The 15,674-nt window shown below is 68.9% G+C and carries 14 protein-coding genes; 5 read left to right on the forward strand and 9 right to left on the reverse strand.

Annotated features, from left to right (window positions below):
- Nucleotides 1–25 precede the first annotated feature (25 nt).
- Nucleotides 26–685 carry a GPP34 family phosphoprotein gene (locus ACIA1L_RS23005; RefSeq protein ID WP_396074924.1) on the forward strand — a complete coding sequence of 220 codons (660 nt, stop codon included), beginning with the start codon at nucleotides 26–28 and terminating at the stop codon, nucleotides 683–685.
- 7 nt (nucleotides 686–692) lie between these two features.
- Here ACIA1L_RS23005 and ACIA1L_RS23010 read toward each other — a convergent pair whose 3' ends face one another.
- Both ACIA1L_RS23010 and ACIA1L_RS23015 read right to left on the reverse strand, forming a co-directional pair.
- Nucleotides 693–2,840, reverse strand: a complete 2,148-nt coding sequence (locus ACIA1L_RS23010) for a (Fe-S)-binding protein (RefSeq protein WP_396074925.1) — start codon at nucleotides 2,838–2,840, stop codon at nucleotides 693–695.
- A 196-nt stretch (nucleotides 2,841–3,036) separates the two neighbouring features.
- Entirely contained in the window at nucleotides 3,037–3,300 is a 264-nt protein-coding gene (locus ACIA1L_RS23015; protein ID WP_396074926.1) for a cell division protein CrgA, read from the reverse strand.
- A 168-nt stretch (nucleotides 3,301–3,468) separates the two neighbouring features.
- Between ACIA1L_RS23015 and ACIA1L_RS23020 the strand changes: the two genes are divergently transcribed.
- Complete coding sequence (locus ACIA1L_RS23020) at nucleotides 3,469–4,278, forward strand: DUF881 domain-containing protein (protein WP_396074927.1); 810 nt, start codon at nucleotides 3,469–3,471, stop codon at nucleotides 4,276–4,278.
- 1,064 nt (nucleotides 4,279–5,342) lie between these two features.
- On the opposite strand, the gene ACIA1L_RS23025 is transcribed toward ACIA1L_RS23020, so the two are convergent.
- Nucleotides 5,343–5,513: a hypothetical protein gene (locus ACIA1L_RS23025; protein WP_396074928.1), complete on the reverse strand. Its 171-nt coding sequence runs from the start codon at nucleotides 5,511–5,513 to the stop codon at nucleotides 5,343–5,345.
- Between the two features lie 3 nt (nucleotides 5,514–5,516).
- Here ACIA1L_RS23025 and ACIA1L_RS23030 point away from each other — a divergent pair, with 3 nt between their 5' ends.
- Genes ACIA1L_RS23030 through ACIA1L_RS23040 form a run of 3 tightly spaced genes read left to right on the forward strand, consistent with a single transcriptional unit; the run spans nucleotide 5,517 to nucleotide 7,527 of the window.
- Nucleotides 5,517–6,599: a class E sortase gene (locus ACIA1L_RS23030; RefSeq protein ID WP_396074929.1), complete on the forward strand. Its 1,083-nt coding sequence runs from the start codon at nucleotides 5,517–5,519 to the stop codon at nucleotides 6,597–6,599.
- An 8-nt stretch (nucleotides 6,600–6,607) separates the two neighbouring features.
- Entirely contained in the window at nucleotides 6,608–6,865 is a 258-nt protein-coding gene (locus ACIA1L_RS23035; protein ID WP_396074930.1) for a hypothetical protein, read from the forward strand.
- Between the two features lie 11 nt (nucleotides 6,866–6,876).
- Complete coding sequence (locus ACIA1L_RS23040) at nucleotides 6,877–7,527, forward strand: aminodeoxychorismate/anthranilate synthase component II (RefSeq protein ID WP_396074931.1); 651 nt, start codon at nucleotides 6,877–6,879, stop codon at nucleotides 7,525–7,527.
- Between the two features lie 47 nt (nucleotides 7,528–7,574).
- Here ACIA1L_RS23040 and pknB read toward each other — a convergent pair whose 3' ends face one another.
- The 6 genes from pknB to ACIA1L_RS23070 all read right to left on the reverse strand — a co-directional run bounded on the left by pknB (nucleotide 7,575) and on the right by ACIA1L_RS23070 (nucleotide 15,673).
- Nucleotides 7,575–9,377, reverse strand: coding sequence for a Stk1 family PASTA domain-containing Ser/Thr kinase (gene pknB / locus ACIA1L_RS23045; protein ID WP_396074932.1), 1,803 nt, complete (start codon nucleotides 9,375–9,377; stop codon nucleotides 7,575–7,577).
- Nucleotides 9,374–10,735: a serine/threonine-protein kinase gene (locus tag ACIA1L_RS23050; RefSeq protein WP_396074933.1), complete on the reverse strand. Its 1,362-nt coding sequence runs from the start codon at nucleotides 10,733–10,735 to the stop codon at nucleotides 9,374–9,376. The genes pknB and ACIA1L_RS23050 overlap by 4 nt, the downstream gene beginning before the upstream one ends.
- A gap of 1 nt (nucleotide 10,736) precedes the next feature.
- Nucleotides 10,737–12,236 (reverse strand): penicillin-binding transpeptidase domain-containing protein, encoded by a 1,500-nt coding sequence (locus tag ACIA1L_RS23055; protein ID WP_396074934.1) that lies wholly within the window; start codon nucleotides 12,234–12,236, stop codon nucleotides 10,737–10,739.
- A complete protein-coding gene (locus ACIA1L_RS23060) occupies nucleotides 12,233–13,693 on the reverse strand; it encodes an FtsW/RodA/SpoVE family cell cycle protein (RefSeq protein WP_396075116.1) in 1,461 nt (486 codons plus the stop codon). The genes ACIA1L_RS23055 and ACIA1L_RS23060 overlap by 4 nt, the downstream gene beginning before the upstream one ends.
- 79 nt (nucleotides 13,694–13,772) lie before the next feature.
- A complete protein-coding gene (locus tag ACIA1L_RS23065) occupies nucleotides 13,773–15,194 on the reverse strand; it encodes a protein phosphatase 2C domain-containing protein (RefSeq protein WP_396074935.1) in 1,422 nt (473 codons plus the stop codon).
- A complete protein-coding gene (locus tag ACIA1L_RS23070) occupies nucleotides 15,191–15,673 on the reverse strand; it encodes an FHA domain-containing protein (RefSeq protein ID WP_396074936.1) in 483 nt (160 codons plus the stop codon). Before ACIA1L_RS23070 ends, ACIA1L_RS23065 begins: the two co-directional genes overlap by 4 nt.
- Nucleotide 15,674 lies beyond the last annotated feature (1 nt).

Below are 15,674 nucleotides of genomic sequence, written 5' to 3' on the forward strand. Positions count from 1 at the left end.
GGTGCCTCGGAGTTAGCGTGGGCGGATGAACCTCGCCGAGGAATTTGTCCTGCTCGCCTACCGCGATGACGGCTCTCCGGAACTCGACGGCACTCGGCTCACCATCGGGCTGGGCGGGGCGTTGCTGCTCGAGTTGGCGCTGGCCGAGCGGGTCGCCGTCGAGGACAAGAAGATCGTGGTGGGCAACCCGGCGCCGGTGGGTGATCCGCTCGTGGACGACGCGCTCGCCCGGATCGTCGCCGACCCTAAGAGCCGCAAGCCCGGTCACTGGGTGACGACGTTCGCCAAGGACGCCCGGCAGCGGACGCTGGACCGACTCGTGGCCGCTGGTGTGCTGACCCGCGAGCAGGACAAGGTGCTGCTCGTCTTCCCCCGCACCCGCTACCCCGCGCCGCACGGGGTGGAGCCGGTGCCGGAGACCGAGGCCCGCCAGCGGCTGACCGCCGCGGTGCAGGACACCGGGCCGGTCGAGCCCCGCACCGCTGCCCTGTGTGCGCTGGTCGGCGCGACCGGCATGGATCGCAAGGTGTTCCGCGACCTGGACCGGCAGCAGGTCAAGACCCGCCTGGCGGAGATCTCCCAAGGCTCCTGGGCCGCGGCGGCGGTCAAGAAGGCGATCGAGGAGATCCAGGCCGCCATCATGATCGGCGCGACGGTGGCGGCGACCGGTGCCGCCACCTCGTAGGACCGCTCTAGGTCGTCGCCTTGTCGCCCTTGATGCTGCGCAGCAGCACGCTGGCGACGTCGATGACCTCGACGTTCTCCTGCTCGCCCTTGCCGGTGACACCGTCGCCGATCATCGTGTAGCAGAACGGGCAGCCGACCGCGATGGTCTTGGCGCCGGTAGCCAGGGCCTCCTCGGTGCGCTCCACGTTGATCCGCTTGCCGATCTTCTCCTCCATCCACATGCGGGCACCGCCGGCGCCACAGCAGAAGGAGCGTTCGGAGTTACGCGGCATCTCGGTCAGGCCGCCCTCGATGGCGCTGCCCAGCACCTCGCGCGGCGCTTCGAAGACCCGGTTGTGCCGACCCAGGTAGCAGGGGTCGTGGTAGGTGACGCCGCCGTCGACCGGCTGCACCGGGGTGAGCTTGCCCTCAGCGACCAGGTGGGCCAGCAGCTGGGTGTGGTGCACGACCTCGACCTTCAGGCCAAGCTGCTCGTACTCATTGCCGAGGGTGTTGAAGCAGTGCGGGCAGGTCGCGACGATCCGCTTGACCTGGGCCTCCTGCAGCGTCTCCACGTTCTGCTGGGCCAGCATCTGGTAGATGAACTCGTTGCCGATCCGGCGGGCCGGGTCACCGGTGCAGGTCTCGCCCTCGCCGAGGATCGCGAAGTCGACGCCCGCCTCGTGCAGCAGCGTGGCGACCGCGCGGGTGGTCTTCTTGGCGCGGTCCTCGAAGGCGCCGGCGCAGCCGACCCAGAACAGGTAGTCGAACTCGGCCTCGCCGACCCGCTTGATCTCGAAGTCGAGGCCCTTGGTCCAGTCCTCGCGGGTGTTCTGCGGCGCGCCCCAGGGGTTGCCCTTGTTCTCCAGGTTGCGCAGCATGACGCCGGCTTCGGCCGGGAAGTTCGACTCGATCAGCACCTGGTAGCGGCGCATGTCGACGATGTGGTCGATGTGCTCGATGTCCACCGGGCACTGCTCGACACAGGCGCCACAGGTGGTGCAGCTCCACAGCACGTCCGGATCGATGATGCCGTTCTCGTCGACACCGCCGATCAGCGGTCGGTCGGCCTCGGCGAGCGCCAGGACGTCCACGCCCTTGAGCTGCTCCTCGGTGCCCTTCTCCTCGCCCGTGAGGTCCTTGCCTCCGCCGGCGAGCAAATACGGCGCTTTCGCGTACGCGTGGTCGCGCAGGGACAGCACCATCAGCTTGGGTGACAGTGGCTTCGCCGTGTTCCAGGCCGGGCACTGCGACTGGCAGCGGCCGCACTCCGTGCAGGTGGAGAAGTCGAGCAGGCCCTTCCAGGTGAACTGCTCGACCTGGGCAACGCCGAACTGGTCCTTCTCCGGGTCCGCCTCCTCGAAGTCGAGGGGCTTGCCGTCGCTCATCATCGGCTTGAGGGCGCCGAGGCCGGAACCGGCGAGCTTCTCTGGGCTGCGCTTGAAGAAGATGTTGAAGAAGGCCAGGAACCGGTGCCAGGCGACACCCATCGTCACGTTGAGCGAGATGGTGATCATCCAGCCCATCGAGATGCAGATCTTGACCAGGCCGACCCAGGTAGGTCCGTCCTTCGCCGCGGGCAGCAGCGCGCCGACGCCGTGGCTGAGCGGGGTGGCCCAGGCCGGGTATTCGAAGGTCTCGTTGGCGACCTTGAAGCCGCGGATGAGGAACCCGCAGACCATGACGCCGACGATGATCGCCTCGACGAAGTAGGCCTGCCACATCGTGGAGCCGGTGAAGCGGGACAGCTTGCGCTTGCCCGGCTTGTTGGCCTGGCGGATCGCGATCAGCACCAGGATGCCGGCGAGACCGAGGATGCCGATCCACTCGGTGACCAGGCCGTAGACCACCCAGTGCCCGACCAGCGGCAGGCCACCCGCGGGGTCGGCGATCTCGAAGTACGCCTCGACGACCAGCAGGAACAGGATCATGAAGGAGACCATCACGAACCAGTGCGCCGCGCCGACCACGCCCCACTTGAGCATCCGGGTGTGGCCCAGAGTCTCGACCAGCATTGTCTTCGTCCGCGTGCCCTTGTTGTCAAAGCGCGTCGGATCGGGCTGGCCCTGACGGATCACCGCGGTCATGGACGTGACGGCGCGCACCGCGAGAGAGAGCGCCACGATGGTGACGGCTCCCGCCAGAATGGTGGCGACGATCTGCGCGATGCCCATCTGCCTTGTGCCTCCTCGGTCGGTCGTGCCGACCTATGTTACCCACGGGTAATCAATCTGCATGCGGGCGAGGCGGTTGAGTTCGTCTCACCCGGCCACCCCGGGACTTCTCGCTCTCACCTCAGCCGAAAGCGCACCCCATGGGCAAGATCAGCCCTGAGGTGCGCGATCGGACTAAAGCAGACTTTACGGGCGGCTAGCGCCAGCGAGAGAGGATTCCCAGAGAGGCAACCATGCAGCCGAAGCCGACAGCCAGGTTCCAGAAGCGCCACGACTCGACCGGCCACTGCTGATCCGAGAGGTAATAGACCACCAGCCACGCGATGCCGAACACGATCAGGAAGACCGCCGAGGCAGGCACCCAGACCGGGCTGGGCTTCTTGGACGCAGCCGCAACCGCGGGACGGACATCCGTCGGCGGCGTGTAGACCTTCTTCTTGCGAACCTGTGACTTCGGCACGGCGCTCTCCTGAGGGCGACAAGTGGTGAACAACCCACCCCTGAGCGGCTCCGGGGACCCCAAAAGCTGCCTGTGGCGAATAGTGTTCGACAGCTAGCGTAGTCAAACCGGCGCGCGCACAGGCACCCGCCGGTGGGTTTTTCGGACCAGCACGGGAGGAAGACCGACGTGGAGTACACCACGGGGACGCCCTCGTGGCGACTCGTGCTGCGCCGAGCCCTCGGCGGGCTTCGACCGCGACACCGAGGACAACGACAAAGAGGCTGGTCAGTGGGGGTCCCGCTGATCGCGCTCGCGGCGGGCCTGCTGTTTACCACCTCCGCGACCACCGCCGACGGTACGGCTTTGCGCGACGACCGCCGGCCGCAACTCGCCCAGCTGATCTCGGACAAACGCGTACGGCTGGAGGCGCGCGAGGAGCAGGCCGCCGCGCTCCGCACCGCCGTGGACCAGGATGCCGCGCGGCTCGCCGACGTGGACCAGCCGGTCAAGAAGGCCCGCCAGCGTGCCGACGGGATGCGCGAACCGGCCGGCTTCACCGCGCTGCGTGGCCCCGGTCTCACGGTGTCGCTCAACGATTCCGCCCGGCGCTCCACCGACGGCGGCGCCGATGCCCCCCAAAATGACGATTTGGTCGTCCACCAGGGCGACGTGCAAGCGGTCGTCAACGCCCTTTGGGCTGGTGGGGCCGAGGCAATGTCGATCATGGATGTCCGCGTCATCTCCACGAGCGCGGTACGCTGTGTGGGCAATACGCTGCTGCTACACGGCCAAGTCTTCTCGCCACCCTTCAAGATCACGGCGATCGGCGAACCCACGGCGCTGCGTCGGGCGTTGGAGTCCGCAGAAGGAGTTCAACAGTTCCGCGTCGCGGTCGCCGATTACGGCCTCGGCTACGCGGAAACCGTCGAGAGGAACGTGACAGTGGGGGCTTACGACGGGTCGAGTGACCTCCGATCCGCCGAGGTCACCGAGTGATGGTGCCCTCGGACAACACCGAAGGCGCCGCAAATTCGGGTCGGCACCGCGCGCCGGACGGCGACGCCCAGACAGCGTTCATCCCCCGCATCACCGACGCGTCGCCCGATGGCGTGCCCGGCGGCCCGCTGGAACCCCCGGTCGGCCTGCTCGGCCCCGACCACGGCAGACCGCCCCGATCCGCGGCACACCCCGCCACAACGCACCCCGTTCCAACACACCCCGCCGCATCACACCCCGCCGCATCGCACCCCGCCGCATCGCACCCCGCCGCCCCGGCTCCCCGCACCGGCGTCCCGGGCCGTGCCGTGGCTTCGGTCCGGCCGCAGAGCCCCGCCGGCCGCGCAAACGCCCCGGCCGCCGCACCACGTGGCGCCGCCAGTCCCGCAGGATCGGCCGCGGTGCCCACTCCCCCAGCTGCAGCCCCGCTATCCCCGCCTCCGGGCCGGCGCTCAGGATCAGCCCGGGTCCCTACTCCACCCAGCGAACGCGCGGGAGCGGCGCAGGTCCCACCAAGCGAACGCTCAGGATCAGCTCGGATCCCGACACCGCCCGGCGAGCGGGCAGGGACAGCACAGGTCTCCGTACCACCCGGCGAGCGCGCAGGGACAGCACAGGTCTCAGCACCCCCCGGCGAGCGCGCCGGAACAGGCCGGGTCCCGACACCGCCCGGCGAACGCGCGGGAACCGCACAAGTCTCAGTGCCGCCAGGCGAACGCGCGGGAACGGCGAAGGTTTCGGTGCCGCCAGGTGGTGGTGGGCCAGGCACGGGTCCGATCCGTCCTGGCAGCTACGCAGGTGGAGTGCCTGCTGCACGCGCTGGTATGCCCGGTCGAAACGCGCCATCAGGCCCCATGCGCCCGCCTACCGCGGGTGCACCGGCGGTTGGCGCGCCGGTCTCTCCCGCGCGCGCCGCCTCCGCGCCGGTCTCGCCGATGCAGGCCACAGGCGCGTCGCCCGCTAACGGACAGGCCGGGCTGCCAGGAACGAGTGCGGCCTCCGGCTACGACCACGCCTCGGCCCCCGGCCGTGACCATGCGCCGTTCACCAGCCCCGGCCGACAATCAGAGCCGGGGCATAACTACGCGCCATTCGTCGGTCCCGGCCAGCCGTCGGAGCCAGGCCACGACCACCCGCCGTTCGTCGGCCCCGGCCAGCCGACGGAGCCAGGCCACGACCACCCGCCGTTCGTCGGCCCCCACGGCGCCGCCGGGAATAGCTCCCACGTCGGCCAAGCGGTGAGCACTGACTCGGGCCTCGGTGAGCAGTTCGACGGCGGACGACGTGACAGCGGGCGGCGGCGGGCCCAAGGGGCGCGGGCGGCTGGTGACGGTGCTGGGCCGGGCGGGGCGGCGCGACAGGATCCGTCTGCCACCGCGGTGATTCCGGCTGCTGACGGACCGACCAGTTTGCTTCCGGCCGTACGGAAGCCGGAACGTAGGGCGACCGGCGACAAGGGTGACGGTGTCGGGGCTGCTTCGGTGGCGGCGGCTGCGGCCGCCGCGGCGGGCCGGAAGGATGCCGAAAGGCCGGCGGAGGACGCGAAGCCTAAGCGCGGGAAGGTCGTGCAGCTGCGGCCCGAGCAGACTGACGAGGGCTATAAGAGCGTGTATTCCGAACTGACCCGGCCGACCATTGGCTCGCGGATCCGCTCCGGCATCCGGGTCGGTGGCGAGCTGATGATCACCTTCGGCCTGGTCGTGCTGTTGTTCGCCGGGTACGAGGTGTTTGGCAACTCCGCCGCGGTGGAGGACGAGCAGGACACTCTCGCCAACGCGTTGGACCAGCAGTGGAATGACCCGACCGTGGCACCGAGCTCCGCCGGGCCGACCAAGAAGGCTCCCGCAGCACCGGGCAAAGGCCTGGTCGGCCGGCTCTATATTCCCAAGTTCGACATGAAATGGGTGGTTGTCGACGGTGTCCGTCCCGAGGACATCCGGTACGCACCCGGTCACTACCCGGACACCGCCCAGCCGGGTAAGGTCGGCAACTTCTCCGTCGCCGGCCACCGCATCCGCACGATCTTCTATCGGCTGGACGAGCTCAAGCCCGGTGACGTGGTGGGTGTCGAGACGCGCAACAGCTGGTTCATCTACAAGGTCACCGACAGCGAAATCGTCAAACCGAGCCAGGTGGAGGTGGTCGCCCCGGTGCCCAACCAGCCCGGCAAGAAGCCCACGAAGGCGCTGCTGACCCTCACCACGTGCAACCCGAAGTTCGACAACTATCAGCGACTCATCGTGCACGCGGAGCTGGTGAACACCGTCAAGCGCGATGCCCAGCTGCCCGACGCCGGCAAACCCGCCGAGATGAAGGCCTAGGGAGGACCGTGTACGCCTGGATCTGGCGAAAGCTGCCCTTCGGCCTGTGGGGCAAAGTGACCGGCTCACTCGTGCTGGCCGTGACGATCGGTTCGCTGCTCTGGTATGTCGTCTTCCCCTGGGCGACCCCGCTGCTGCCCTTCGACGACGTGCAGGTCGGCACGGAGCAACTCGACCCGAACCAGGTGCCGGCCGGCACCGACCTCGGGCCGGACGAGATTCCGTACCCGGTGCACACCAACAATCCCGCACCTTCGGCGAGCTAGGCGGGTCCCGCGTGCGCATCCTTGTGATCGACAATTACGACTCGTTCGTGTTCAACATCGTGCAGTACCTCGGCCAGCTCGGCGCCGACTGCGAGGTGCGCCGCAACGACGAGATCTCCGTCGCCGACGTCGGCGACTTCGGCGCTGCGGGTGTCCTGCTTTCTCCCGGCCCAGGCACCCCCGAACGGGCCGGGATCACCATGGACGTCATCCGCGAGTACGCCGGCAAGCTTCCCCTGTTCGGCGTCTGCCTCGGCCACCAGGCGATCGGCGCGGCCTTTGGCGCCACCGTGACTCGCGCTCCGGAGCTGCTGCACGGCAAGACTTCGCTGGTGCGTCACAAGGGCGCTGGTGTGCTGGACGGGCTGCCCGACCCGTTCACAGCGACCCGCTACCACTCGTTGGCGGTCGTGCCCGAGACGCTGCCGGACGAGCTCGAGGCCACCGGCTGGACGGAGTCCGGCGTGGTGATGGCTATGCGGCACCGCTCGCTGCCGATCGAGGGCGTCCAGTTCCACCCGGAGTCGGTCCTGACCGAGGGCGGGCACACCATGCTGGCGAACTGGCTCACGGTGTGCGGACTGCCCGAGGCACGGGACCGCGCCCCGGAGCTGGCCGCTGAGGTGGAGACCCGCCGCCGCGCTGCCTTCGCCTCCGCCTGACGGCTCGACGCCGAGAGCTCCCAGCCGGAGCTCTCGGTCGGTCGAACTCAGCCGATCAGGCCGCCGCCGATGAGGCCGTTGCCGGTCCCACCGCCGTCTCCGCCGCCGGGCGGGGTGGACGGCGCGCCCGACGAAGGATTCGGGTTGGGCACGTTCTCGGCGATGACGAACAGGGTGATCTGCGTCGACTTGGTGCGCTTCTGCCCCCCGTCCGGCGTCTGCCGGAGCACGGTGCCGGGCTGGCCGCCTGTCTCGTTCGTCTCGTCCACGTTGACGTTGCTGAAGCCAGCCTTCTCGAGCTTCGCGATGGCGTCTTTCTCCGTCAACGTACGCACGTCAGGCACCTCGACCAGGTTGCCCCTGGAAACCCGCACGGTGACCTTCGAGCCGACATTGACCTGCTTGCCCGCGGACGGGATCTCGATCACCACGTTTTCGGGTGCATCGGAGTCCACGTCCTCGAAGACCGGTTCCAGCTTCAGTCCGCGCAACGTGTCCTCGGCCAGGCTCCGCTGGCTGCCCCTCAGGTTGTCGGGCACGCGGACCTTGTCCGGAAGCACGCACAGGGTGAGAGTGACCGTCTGGTCGACCGCCAGCGTCGAATTCGCGGCAGGATCCTGCCCCACGACATTCTTGTCGCCACAGTCGGTCGTCTGCTTCGGATCAGCGAACCCGATCTTCGTGAAGCCGGCTTTCTCCAGCGCATTGCGCGCCTGGTCCTCCGTCATCTTGGTGACCTTGGGCACCTGGGCTTCGGCCGGCGGTGTCTCCTTGTCGTCCCGGTTGGACAGGGCCAGACCGACACCGAGGGCGACCACCGCGAGGACGCCGAGGGCCGCGAGCACCGCCATCACCCAAGATGATGTCTTGCGTTCCGGCTGCTGCGGGCCGTGCGGGCCGGTCGCCCCGGCCGGAATCGGGCGGGTCATCGCCGTGGGCGCCTGACCCAGCCCGCCCATGGCGATGGTCTCGGCCTCGTTCATGACCGGGGTAGCCATGACAGGCCGGCCGGAGACCGCGCGCAGGGCGTCCGCGCGCATCTCCTGGGCGCTCTGGTAGCGGTTGAGCGGGTTCTTCGCGAGCGCCTTGAGGACGATCGCGTCGATGTCCGGGCCGACCTCGTGGTTGATGTCGCTCGGCGCCTTCGGGTCCTCGCGGACGTGCTGGTACGCCACGCTGACCGGGCTGTCACCGACGAAGGGCGGGTGGCCGACCAGGAGCTCGAAGAGGACACAGCCGGCGGCGTACACGTCGGAGCGGGCGTCGACCGATTCGCCGCGGGCCTGCTCCGGGGAGAGGTATTGGGCCGTACCGATGACCGCACTGGTCTGGGTCATGGTGGTCGCGCCGCTCGCCAGGGCCCGGGCGATGCCGAAGTCCATGACCTTGACCTGGCCGTTCTGCGTGATCATCACGTTGCCGGGCTTGATGTCCCGGTGGATGATGCCGTGCCGGTGGCTGAACTCCAGCGCGGCGCAGATGTCGGCGATCATTTCGAGCGCGCGGCGCGGCTGGATCCGCTGCTCGGCCGCCAACACCTCCTTGAGGGTGCGCCCGTTGACGAACTCCATGACGATGAACGGCTGCTTCTCGTTCGTCGGCGAGGTCTCCTCGCCCGTGTCATAGACAGCGACGATCGCCGGGTGGTTCAGGGCAGCCGAGTTTTGCGCCTCGCGCCGGAACCGTTCCTGGAAGGTGGCGTCCCGGGCCAGGTCGGACCGCAGCATCTTGATCGCCACGTCCCGGCCGAGCCGGAGGTCCCGACCACGATGCACCTCGGCCATGCCGCCGTAACCGAGCAGCTCGCCGACCTGATACCTGCCACCCAGCAGGCGGGCCTGCGCCGTCATAGCCTCTGTCGTCCTTCGGTTGCGGGGTACGGGCTGTGCGGGACGCCAGCCTGCTTCGTAAGACGGTACGACGACGCCGCCGCCGATGATCCGGCCGCGCCGAAGGCGGTGCTGTCCTTCCCCTCTTTCAGCAGGAAGGAAATCACGCCGGCACACAGCAGCACCAACAGTGCCAGCACGACGGCCAGCACGATCAGGACCTGCCGGCCACCCGAGTTGTCTGTCTGCTTACCGGGCGCCGACTGCGGGTGCTGCTGCAGCGGCGGCGCCGACGGATGCCGGTACGGCTGCTGCAGCGGCGGCACCGAAGCCGCGCCCCGCGCGCCCTGCCCGCCCGACACCGGCCGGGGCACCGGCGGATAAGGCGGCCGGGCCTGCCCGGAGTGCGGGTGATGGGGCGGGCCGGATGTCGGTGCGCCCGAATGCGGCCGGTTTGCCATCGCCGGACCACCCGACTGCGGCCGGATCGGGGTCGCAGGGCCGTTCTGCGGGTGATGGACCGGGGCCGAACCGTTGACGGCCGGCTGGTGCACCTGCGTGGTCAACGACGAGGCGGCCTGTCGGGCCACCGCGGCCATCGCTGACGCGGTGGGCCACCGAGTGCCCGGGTCCTTAGCCATCGCGCGATCAACGATTGCTCGCACCGCCGGCGGAATGTCGGCCGGCAGCGGGCGCGGGTTGTCCCGGACGTGCTTCATCGCGATCTCGATCGGCGTAGCACCGTCGAAGGGCCGGTGCCCGGAGAGGCACTGGTACGCGACCACGCCCAGCGCGTACACATCGGACGCTGCCGTGGCGGTGGCACCCGAGGCCTGCTCGGGCGAGATGTACGAGGCGGTGCCCAGGACCGAGCCGGCGACGGTGAGCTGGCCGACGAGTGCCGAGCGGGCGATGCCGAAGTCGGTGAGGACGAGCGTGCCGTTCGGGCGTACCAGTAGGTTGCCGGGCTTGACGTCGCGGTGCACGATCCCGTTCGCGTGGGCGGCCTGCAGGGCATCTGCCGCCTGTGCCACCAGCGCCATCGTGCGCGCGGGGGTGAGCCGGCCGACCCGGCTGAGCGTGCGGGACAGGGCGTCGCCCTCGACGTATTCCATCACCAGGAACGCGAGTTGCTGGTCGCTGCCGTAGTCGTAGACGTCCACCACGCCGGGGTGGTTGATGGTTGCCATCGTGCGGGCCTCGCCGCGGAAGCGCTCGGCGAAACCGGGCTCGTCCAGCAGGGCGGGCAGCAAGATCTTCACCGCGACCGTACGGCCGAGCACCTCGTCGGTGCCACGCCATACGTCGCCCATTCCGCCACCGGCGATCCGCTCGTCCAAGCGGTACCGGCCACCAAGGGTGACTCCAGGGCTGATCATTTCAGTCGTTTCCCCCGCCGGCCGCGGCCTTCATGATGAGCCCCGCGATCCGGGCGGCCTCGGCGCTGCCGTGCGAGGCGGGCACCCGCTCCAACATGACGCAGACCGCCGAGACCGGCTGCCCGTCCTTGAACGCGAAGCCGACGAACCAGCCGTGCGGGTCCTCGCCCGCGGCGTTTTCGGCCGTACCCGTCTTGCCGCCCACCTCGAATCCGTCGATCCGCGCGTTGGTGCCGGTGCCGTTCTCGACGACGTTGACCATCATTTCCTTGAGGTCGCCGGCCACGCCTTCGTTGGTGGGCGTCCGCAGAGCTTCCGGGTTGGCGTTGTAGATCGGCCGCCGGTCCGCGCTGAGCAGCTGTTGCACCAGGTACGGCCGCATCTGCTTGCCGCCGTTCGCCACGGTGGCCGCCATCAGCGCACCCTCGACGGTGGTCATCCGTACGTCGTTCTGGCCGATCGACGACTGGGCCAGCGCGGCCTGGTCGGTGCCGCCGTCCGGGTTCTGCATGGCGCCGTGTCGGCTGGCCGCGATCGGGAGACCGTCGCCCTTGAGGTTGCCGATGGTGAGGTCGTCCTGCTCGAAGCCCCACGCCTCGGCCTCGCCCTTGATCTTGTCGGCGCCCAGCTTGACACCGAGCTTGGCGAAGCCGGTGTTGCAGCTGTCCCGCAGTGCCACCTTCAGCGTTACCTCGGACTGGGGGCAAACGCTGTCCACGGCGTTGCGGATCGGGTTGCCCGCGCCCGGCGCGATGAACTCCGGACCCGCCGGGATGTCGGTTTCCTGCGAGTAGCCGTTCTTCAGCGCCGCCGACGAGACGATGACCTTCATGACCGAGCCGGGCGGGTACGTCTCGGACGTCGCCCGGTTGAGCATCGGCTTGTCTTTGTCCTTGTTCAGCTCTTCGTACGCCTTGCCCGCGGCCTTGACGTCGTGCGACACCAGCGGGTTGGGGTCGAAGCTGGGGAACGAGACCATCGCCTGGATCGCGCCCGTCCGCGGATCGATGGCGACAGCGGAACCCTTCGTCGCCCCACCCTCGTTGTTGGTGAGCTGCTTCCAGGCGGCTTCCTGCGCCTTCGGCTTCAACGACAGGATGACGTTGCCGCCGCCGGGCGCGTCGCCGGTGAACATGGCACTGATCCGGTCGGCGAGCAGCTTGTCGCTGGCGCCGGAGAGGAAGTCGTTCTCGCTGCGCTCGATGCCGACCTTGCCGATGTTGACCGGCTTGAAGCCGAGCACCGGGGCGTACACCTGCTTCTCCGGGTAGACCCGCAGGAACTTGAGGTTGCCGTCGGTCGCCTTGCTCTCGGCCAACGGCTGACCGCCGGCCTCGATGACCCCGCGGGGCACTTCGTATTCGGCGACCTGCACCCGGCCGTTGTAGTCGCTGGTGCGGTAGTCGTCGGCCTTGTACGCCTGGATCCAGTTCAGGTTGGCGAAGAGCAGGCCGAAGAGGACGAGGATGACCACGCCGGCCTTGCGCAGGGGAGCGTTCACGGCTTGATCACCTCCGTCATGGCGCCGTGGAGCTGAGCGGGTGGTTGCTTCGGCCCGGTGGCTGGTGTCGCTGGTCCACCCGCGGCGGGCTTGCGACCGGCGTCCGAGATGCGCAGGAGCATCGCGATCAGCAGCCAGTTCGCCATCAACGACGAACCACCGGCGGACAGGAACGGCGTCGTCTGACCAGTGAGCGGAATCAGGCCGGTGATCCCGCCCAGGATCACGAACACCTGCAGCCCGAGCGTGAATGCCATGCCGCCGGCCACGAGCTTGCCGAACGAATCGCGGACGCCCAGCGCCGCGCGCAGACCCCGCTCGACGACCAGCAGGTAACAGATGAGCAGGGCGGCGAGCCCGAACAGGCCGATCTCCTCGCCCATGCCGGCGAAGATGAAGTCGGTGCGCACCTCGGGCACCTGGAACGGCGAGCCGGCGCCCGGCCCGGAGCCGAACATCCCACCGGTGCCGAGGCCGAGTAGGCCCTGGACGAGCTGGAAACTGCTGCCGAACTTGCGGTTGTAGTACTCGGGGTCGAACGGGTCGAGCCACACCGAGGCCCGGTCGTAGAAGTTGAGGAACGGACCACCCACGGCCTCACCCAGCAGGTAGGCCACGTAGACGCCGCCGAAGAACATCACCAGGCCGATGATCAGCCAGCTCGCCCGCTCGGTGGCGACGTACAGCGTGACCACGAACAGGCCGAAGTACAGCAGGGCGGTGCCGAGGTCCTTCTCGAAGACCAGGACGAGCAGCGACAGCAGCCACACGGTGACGACCGGGCCGAGGTCGCGCCCGCGGGGAAAGTCGATGCCGAGGAAGCGGCGGCTGGCGAGCGACAGCACCTCACGCTTGCGCACCAGGTAGTACGCGAAGAAGGACACCAGCGCCAGCTTCGCGAATTCGCCCGGCTGGATCGAGAAGGAGTTGCCGAACCTGATCCAGAGACGTGCGCCGTTGATCTCGGAGATCGATGCCGGCAGGACCGCCGGCAGCATCACCAGGACGATACCGACCAGGCCCAATGTGTACGCGTACCGCGAAACGATCTTGTGGTCCCGGACGATGAGCAACAGTCCCGCCGCCAGGATCAGCGCGAGCAACGTCCAGAGGAGTTGCTTGCCGCTGATGCCGGAGAAGGTGCCCGGAAGGGGGATCTTGTTGGCGAGGGAATTCTCGATGTCCAGCCGGCGCTGGAAGGCGACACCGAGGCCGTTGATCAAGGCAACGGTCGGGATCAGCACCGGATCGGCGTGCGGTGCGGCGAAGCGCACGACGAAGTGCAGGCCGACGAAGAGGACGCCCAACAGCAGCGGCGGCACCCAGAACGTCGAGGTCACCGTGTCGAGCTGGTGCATCTCGACGGTGACGTAGAACAGCGCCACGATCACCATCGCGAACAACAGCAGACCGAGCTCGGAGTTGCGCCCCGTCTTCGTGCCCGGGATGCGCGGCATCTCACCCGTGGGAGCGGGTGTGGGAGCCGGTAGTGCGGGCGCGGTCAAGAGGTGATCCCCAGACTTCGGTCGGCGGCGCTCAGTCCACGGGCCGGCACCCGACCGGGTCGTTGGTGACCGGCGGGGGCGTGACCGAGGGCTGGGAAACCGGAGGGGCGGCAGGCACGAGATCGGGAGCCGGGGCGGACGAACCCCGCGCGGGAGCAGACGGGCTGCCGGCCGACGCGAGCGGAGGGTTCACCGTCGGGTTGACCGACGGCACGGCGCTCGGCGCGCACACCGGCTTGAGGTTCGGGTTGGACGCGTCCTCGCTGGTCAGCTCGAGCAGCCGGCGCTGCGCGTCTGACTTGTTGTCCGCGTGGATGCCCTGCTTGACCCGCTCCTGCGCGACCGTGGTGAGGTCGTCCAGGCGGGCGGCACTGGTCTCGTTGACGCTCGACAGGTCGAGACCCGCGACCTCCCCGGGCACGCCCTGGAAGATCGCCAGCTGGCCCTGTTCGGTGGCGCCGACGTAATACTGCTCCTGGGTGTACTTCCAGCCCGTCCAGAGCCCGCCGCCCAGAAAGGCGATCAACAACAGGACGAGCAGCGCGGTACGCACCGGGTGCCGCTTGGGCGCTTCCGGTTCGTCCCGCTCGTACGCCGCGGCCTCGGGCTGGGCCGGCCGGGGCGGCTTCTGGAGTGCGGCCGCACGAGCCGCCGCACTGGAACTGTCGGCCACCGTCGAGTTGCCGCGGTCCCGGGCGGCCGCACCGCCCACGATCGGCGCCTGCTCGACGATGTCCGCGTCGGTGGCGTCGGCCACCACCACGGTGATGTTGTCCGGGCCGCCCCCACGCAGCGCGAGCTGCACCAGGCGCTCCACGCAGAGTTGCGGGTCCGCGATGTCCCGCATGCTCTCGCCGATCGTCTCCGCACTGACCACACCGGACAGACCGTCCGAACAGATCAGATAGCGGTCACCCTTGAGCACCTGGCGTACGGAATATTCCGGATCGATGTCCCGGCCGTCGAGCGCCCGGGTCAGCAGCGACCGCTGCGGGTGGCTGCTCGCCTCCTCCGGGCTGATCCGACCCTCGTCGACCAGCATCTGGACGTAGGTGTCGTCCTTGGTGATCTGCGAAAACTCGCCCTGCCGGATCAGGTAGGCACGCGAGTCACCGATATGCACCATGCCGATCTTGCTGCCGGAGAACAGCACGGCGGTCAGCGTGGTGCCCATTCCCTCCAACTGAGGGTTGGCATCGACGGTGTCCCGCAGCTGCTGATTGGCCTGCCCGACGGCGTGACGCAGGGCATCGACGAGCGCGTCGCCCGGCACGTCCTCGTCCAGCGGAGCCATGGCGGCTATGACGATGTTGCTGGCGACGTCACCGGCGGCCATGCCGCCCATGCCGTCGGCGACGGCGAGCAGCCGCGGTCCGGCGTAGACGGAATCTTGGTTTCCGTCTCGGATCAGACCGCGGTCACTCTGGGCGGCGTAGCGCAGGGTCAGGGTCATGGCCGTAACTCGAGAGAAGTGCGGCCGATCCGGATCGGCACGCCAAGGGGGACGGGAGTAGGTCCGGAGACCTTACCGCGATCGAGGTAGGTCCCGTTCGTCGAGCCGAGGTCCTCGACGAACCACTGCCCGTCGCGCGGCACGAGCCGGGCGTGGCGAGCGGACGCGAAATCATCGGTGATGACGAGCGTGGAATCCTCGGCTCGACCTATCGTGATCTGAGCCTCACCGAGCGTGATCCGGGTGCCGGCCAACTGCCCGGCGGTCACGACAAGCTGTCGCGCCGCCTTGCCACGCTTCGCCTTCGCCGGCCGGCCAGGAGCCATCACGCCACCCACCCCACGGGGCGAAGCGACAATGCTCTTTGACCGGACGCCGGCGAACAGATCCTTCCGGATGACCCCCACCACGGTGAACACGAAGATCCACAGCAGGATGAGGAACCCGAAGCGGGCGACGGTGAGGACGAATTCGGGCAAG

It is taken from the genome of Actinoplanes sp. NPDC051859, from assembly GCF_044452725.1.
Taxonomy (GTDB): domain Bacteria; phylum Actinomycetota; class Actinomycetes; order Mycobacteriales; family Micromonosporaceae; genus Actinoplanes.

Excerpts from the sequence above, each read along its gene's own strand:
- ACIA1L_RS23050 (WP_396074933.1), bottom strand. The coding sequence starts at position 10,735 with ATGATCAGCCCTGGAGTCACCCTTGGTGGCCGGTACCGCTTGGACGAG.
- ACIA1L_RS23010 (WP_396074925.1), bottom strand. The coding sequence starts at position 2,840 with ATGGGCATCGCGCAGATCGTCGCCACCATTCTGGCGGGAGCCGTCACC.
- ACIA1L_RS23060 (WP_396075116.1), bottom strand. The coding sequence starts at position 13,693 with ATGCCGCGCATCCCGGGCACGAAGACGGGGCGCAACTCCGAGCTCGGT.
- ACIA1L_RS23005 (WP_396074924.1), top strand. The coding sequence starts at position 26 with ATGAACCTCGCCGAGGAATTTGTCCTGCTCGCCTACCGCGATGACGGC.
- pknB (WP_396074932.1), bottom strand. The coding sequence starts at position 9,377 with ATGACGGCGCAGGCCCGCCTGCTGGGTGGCAGGTATCAGGTCGGCGAG.
- ACIA1L_RS23065 (WP_396074935.1), bottom strand. The coding sequence starts at position 15,194 with ATGACCCTGACCCTGCGCTACGCCGCCCAGAGTGACCGCGGTCTGATC.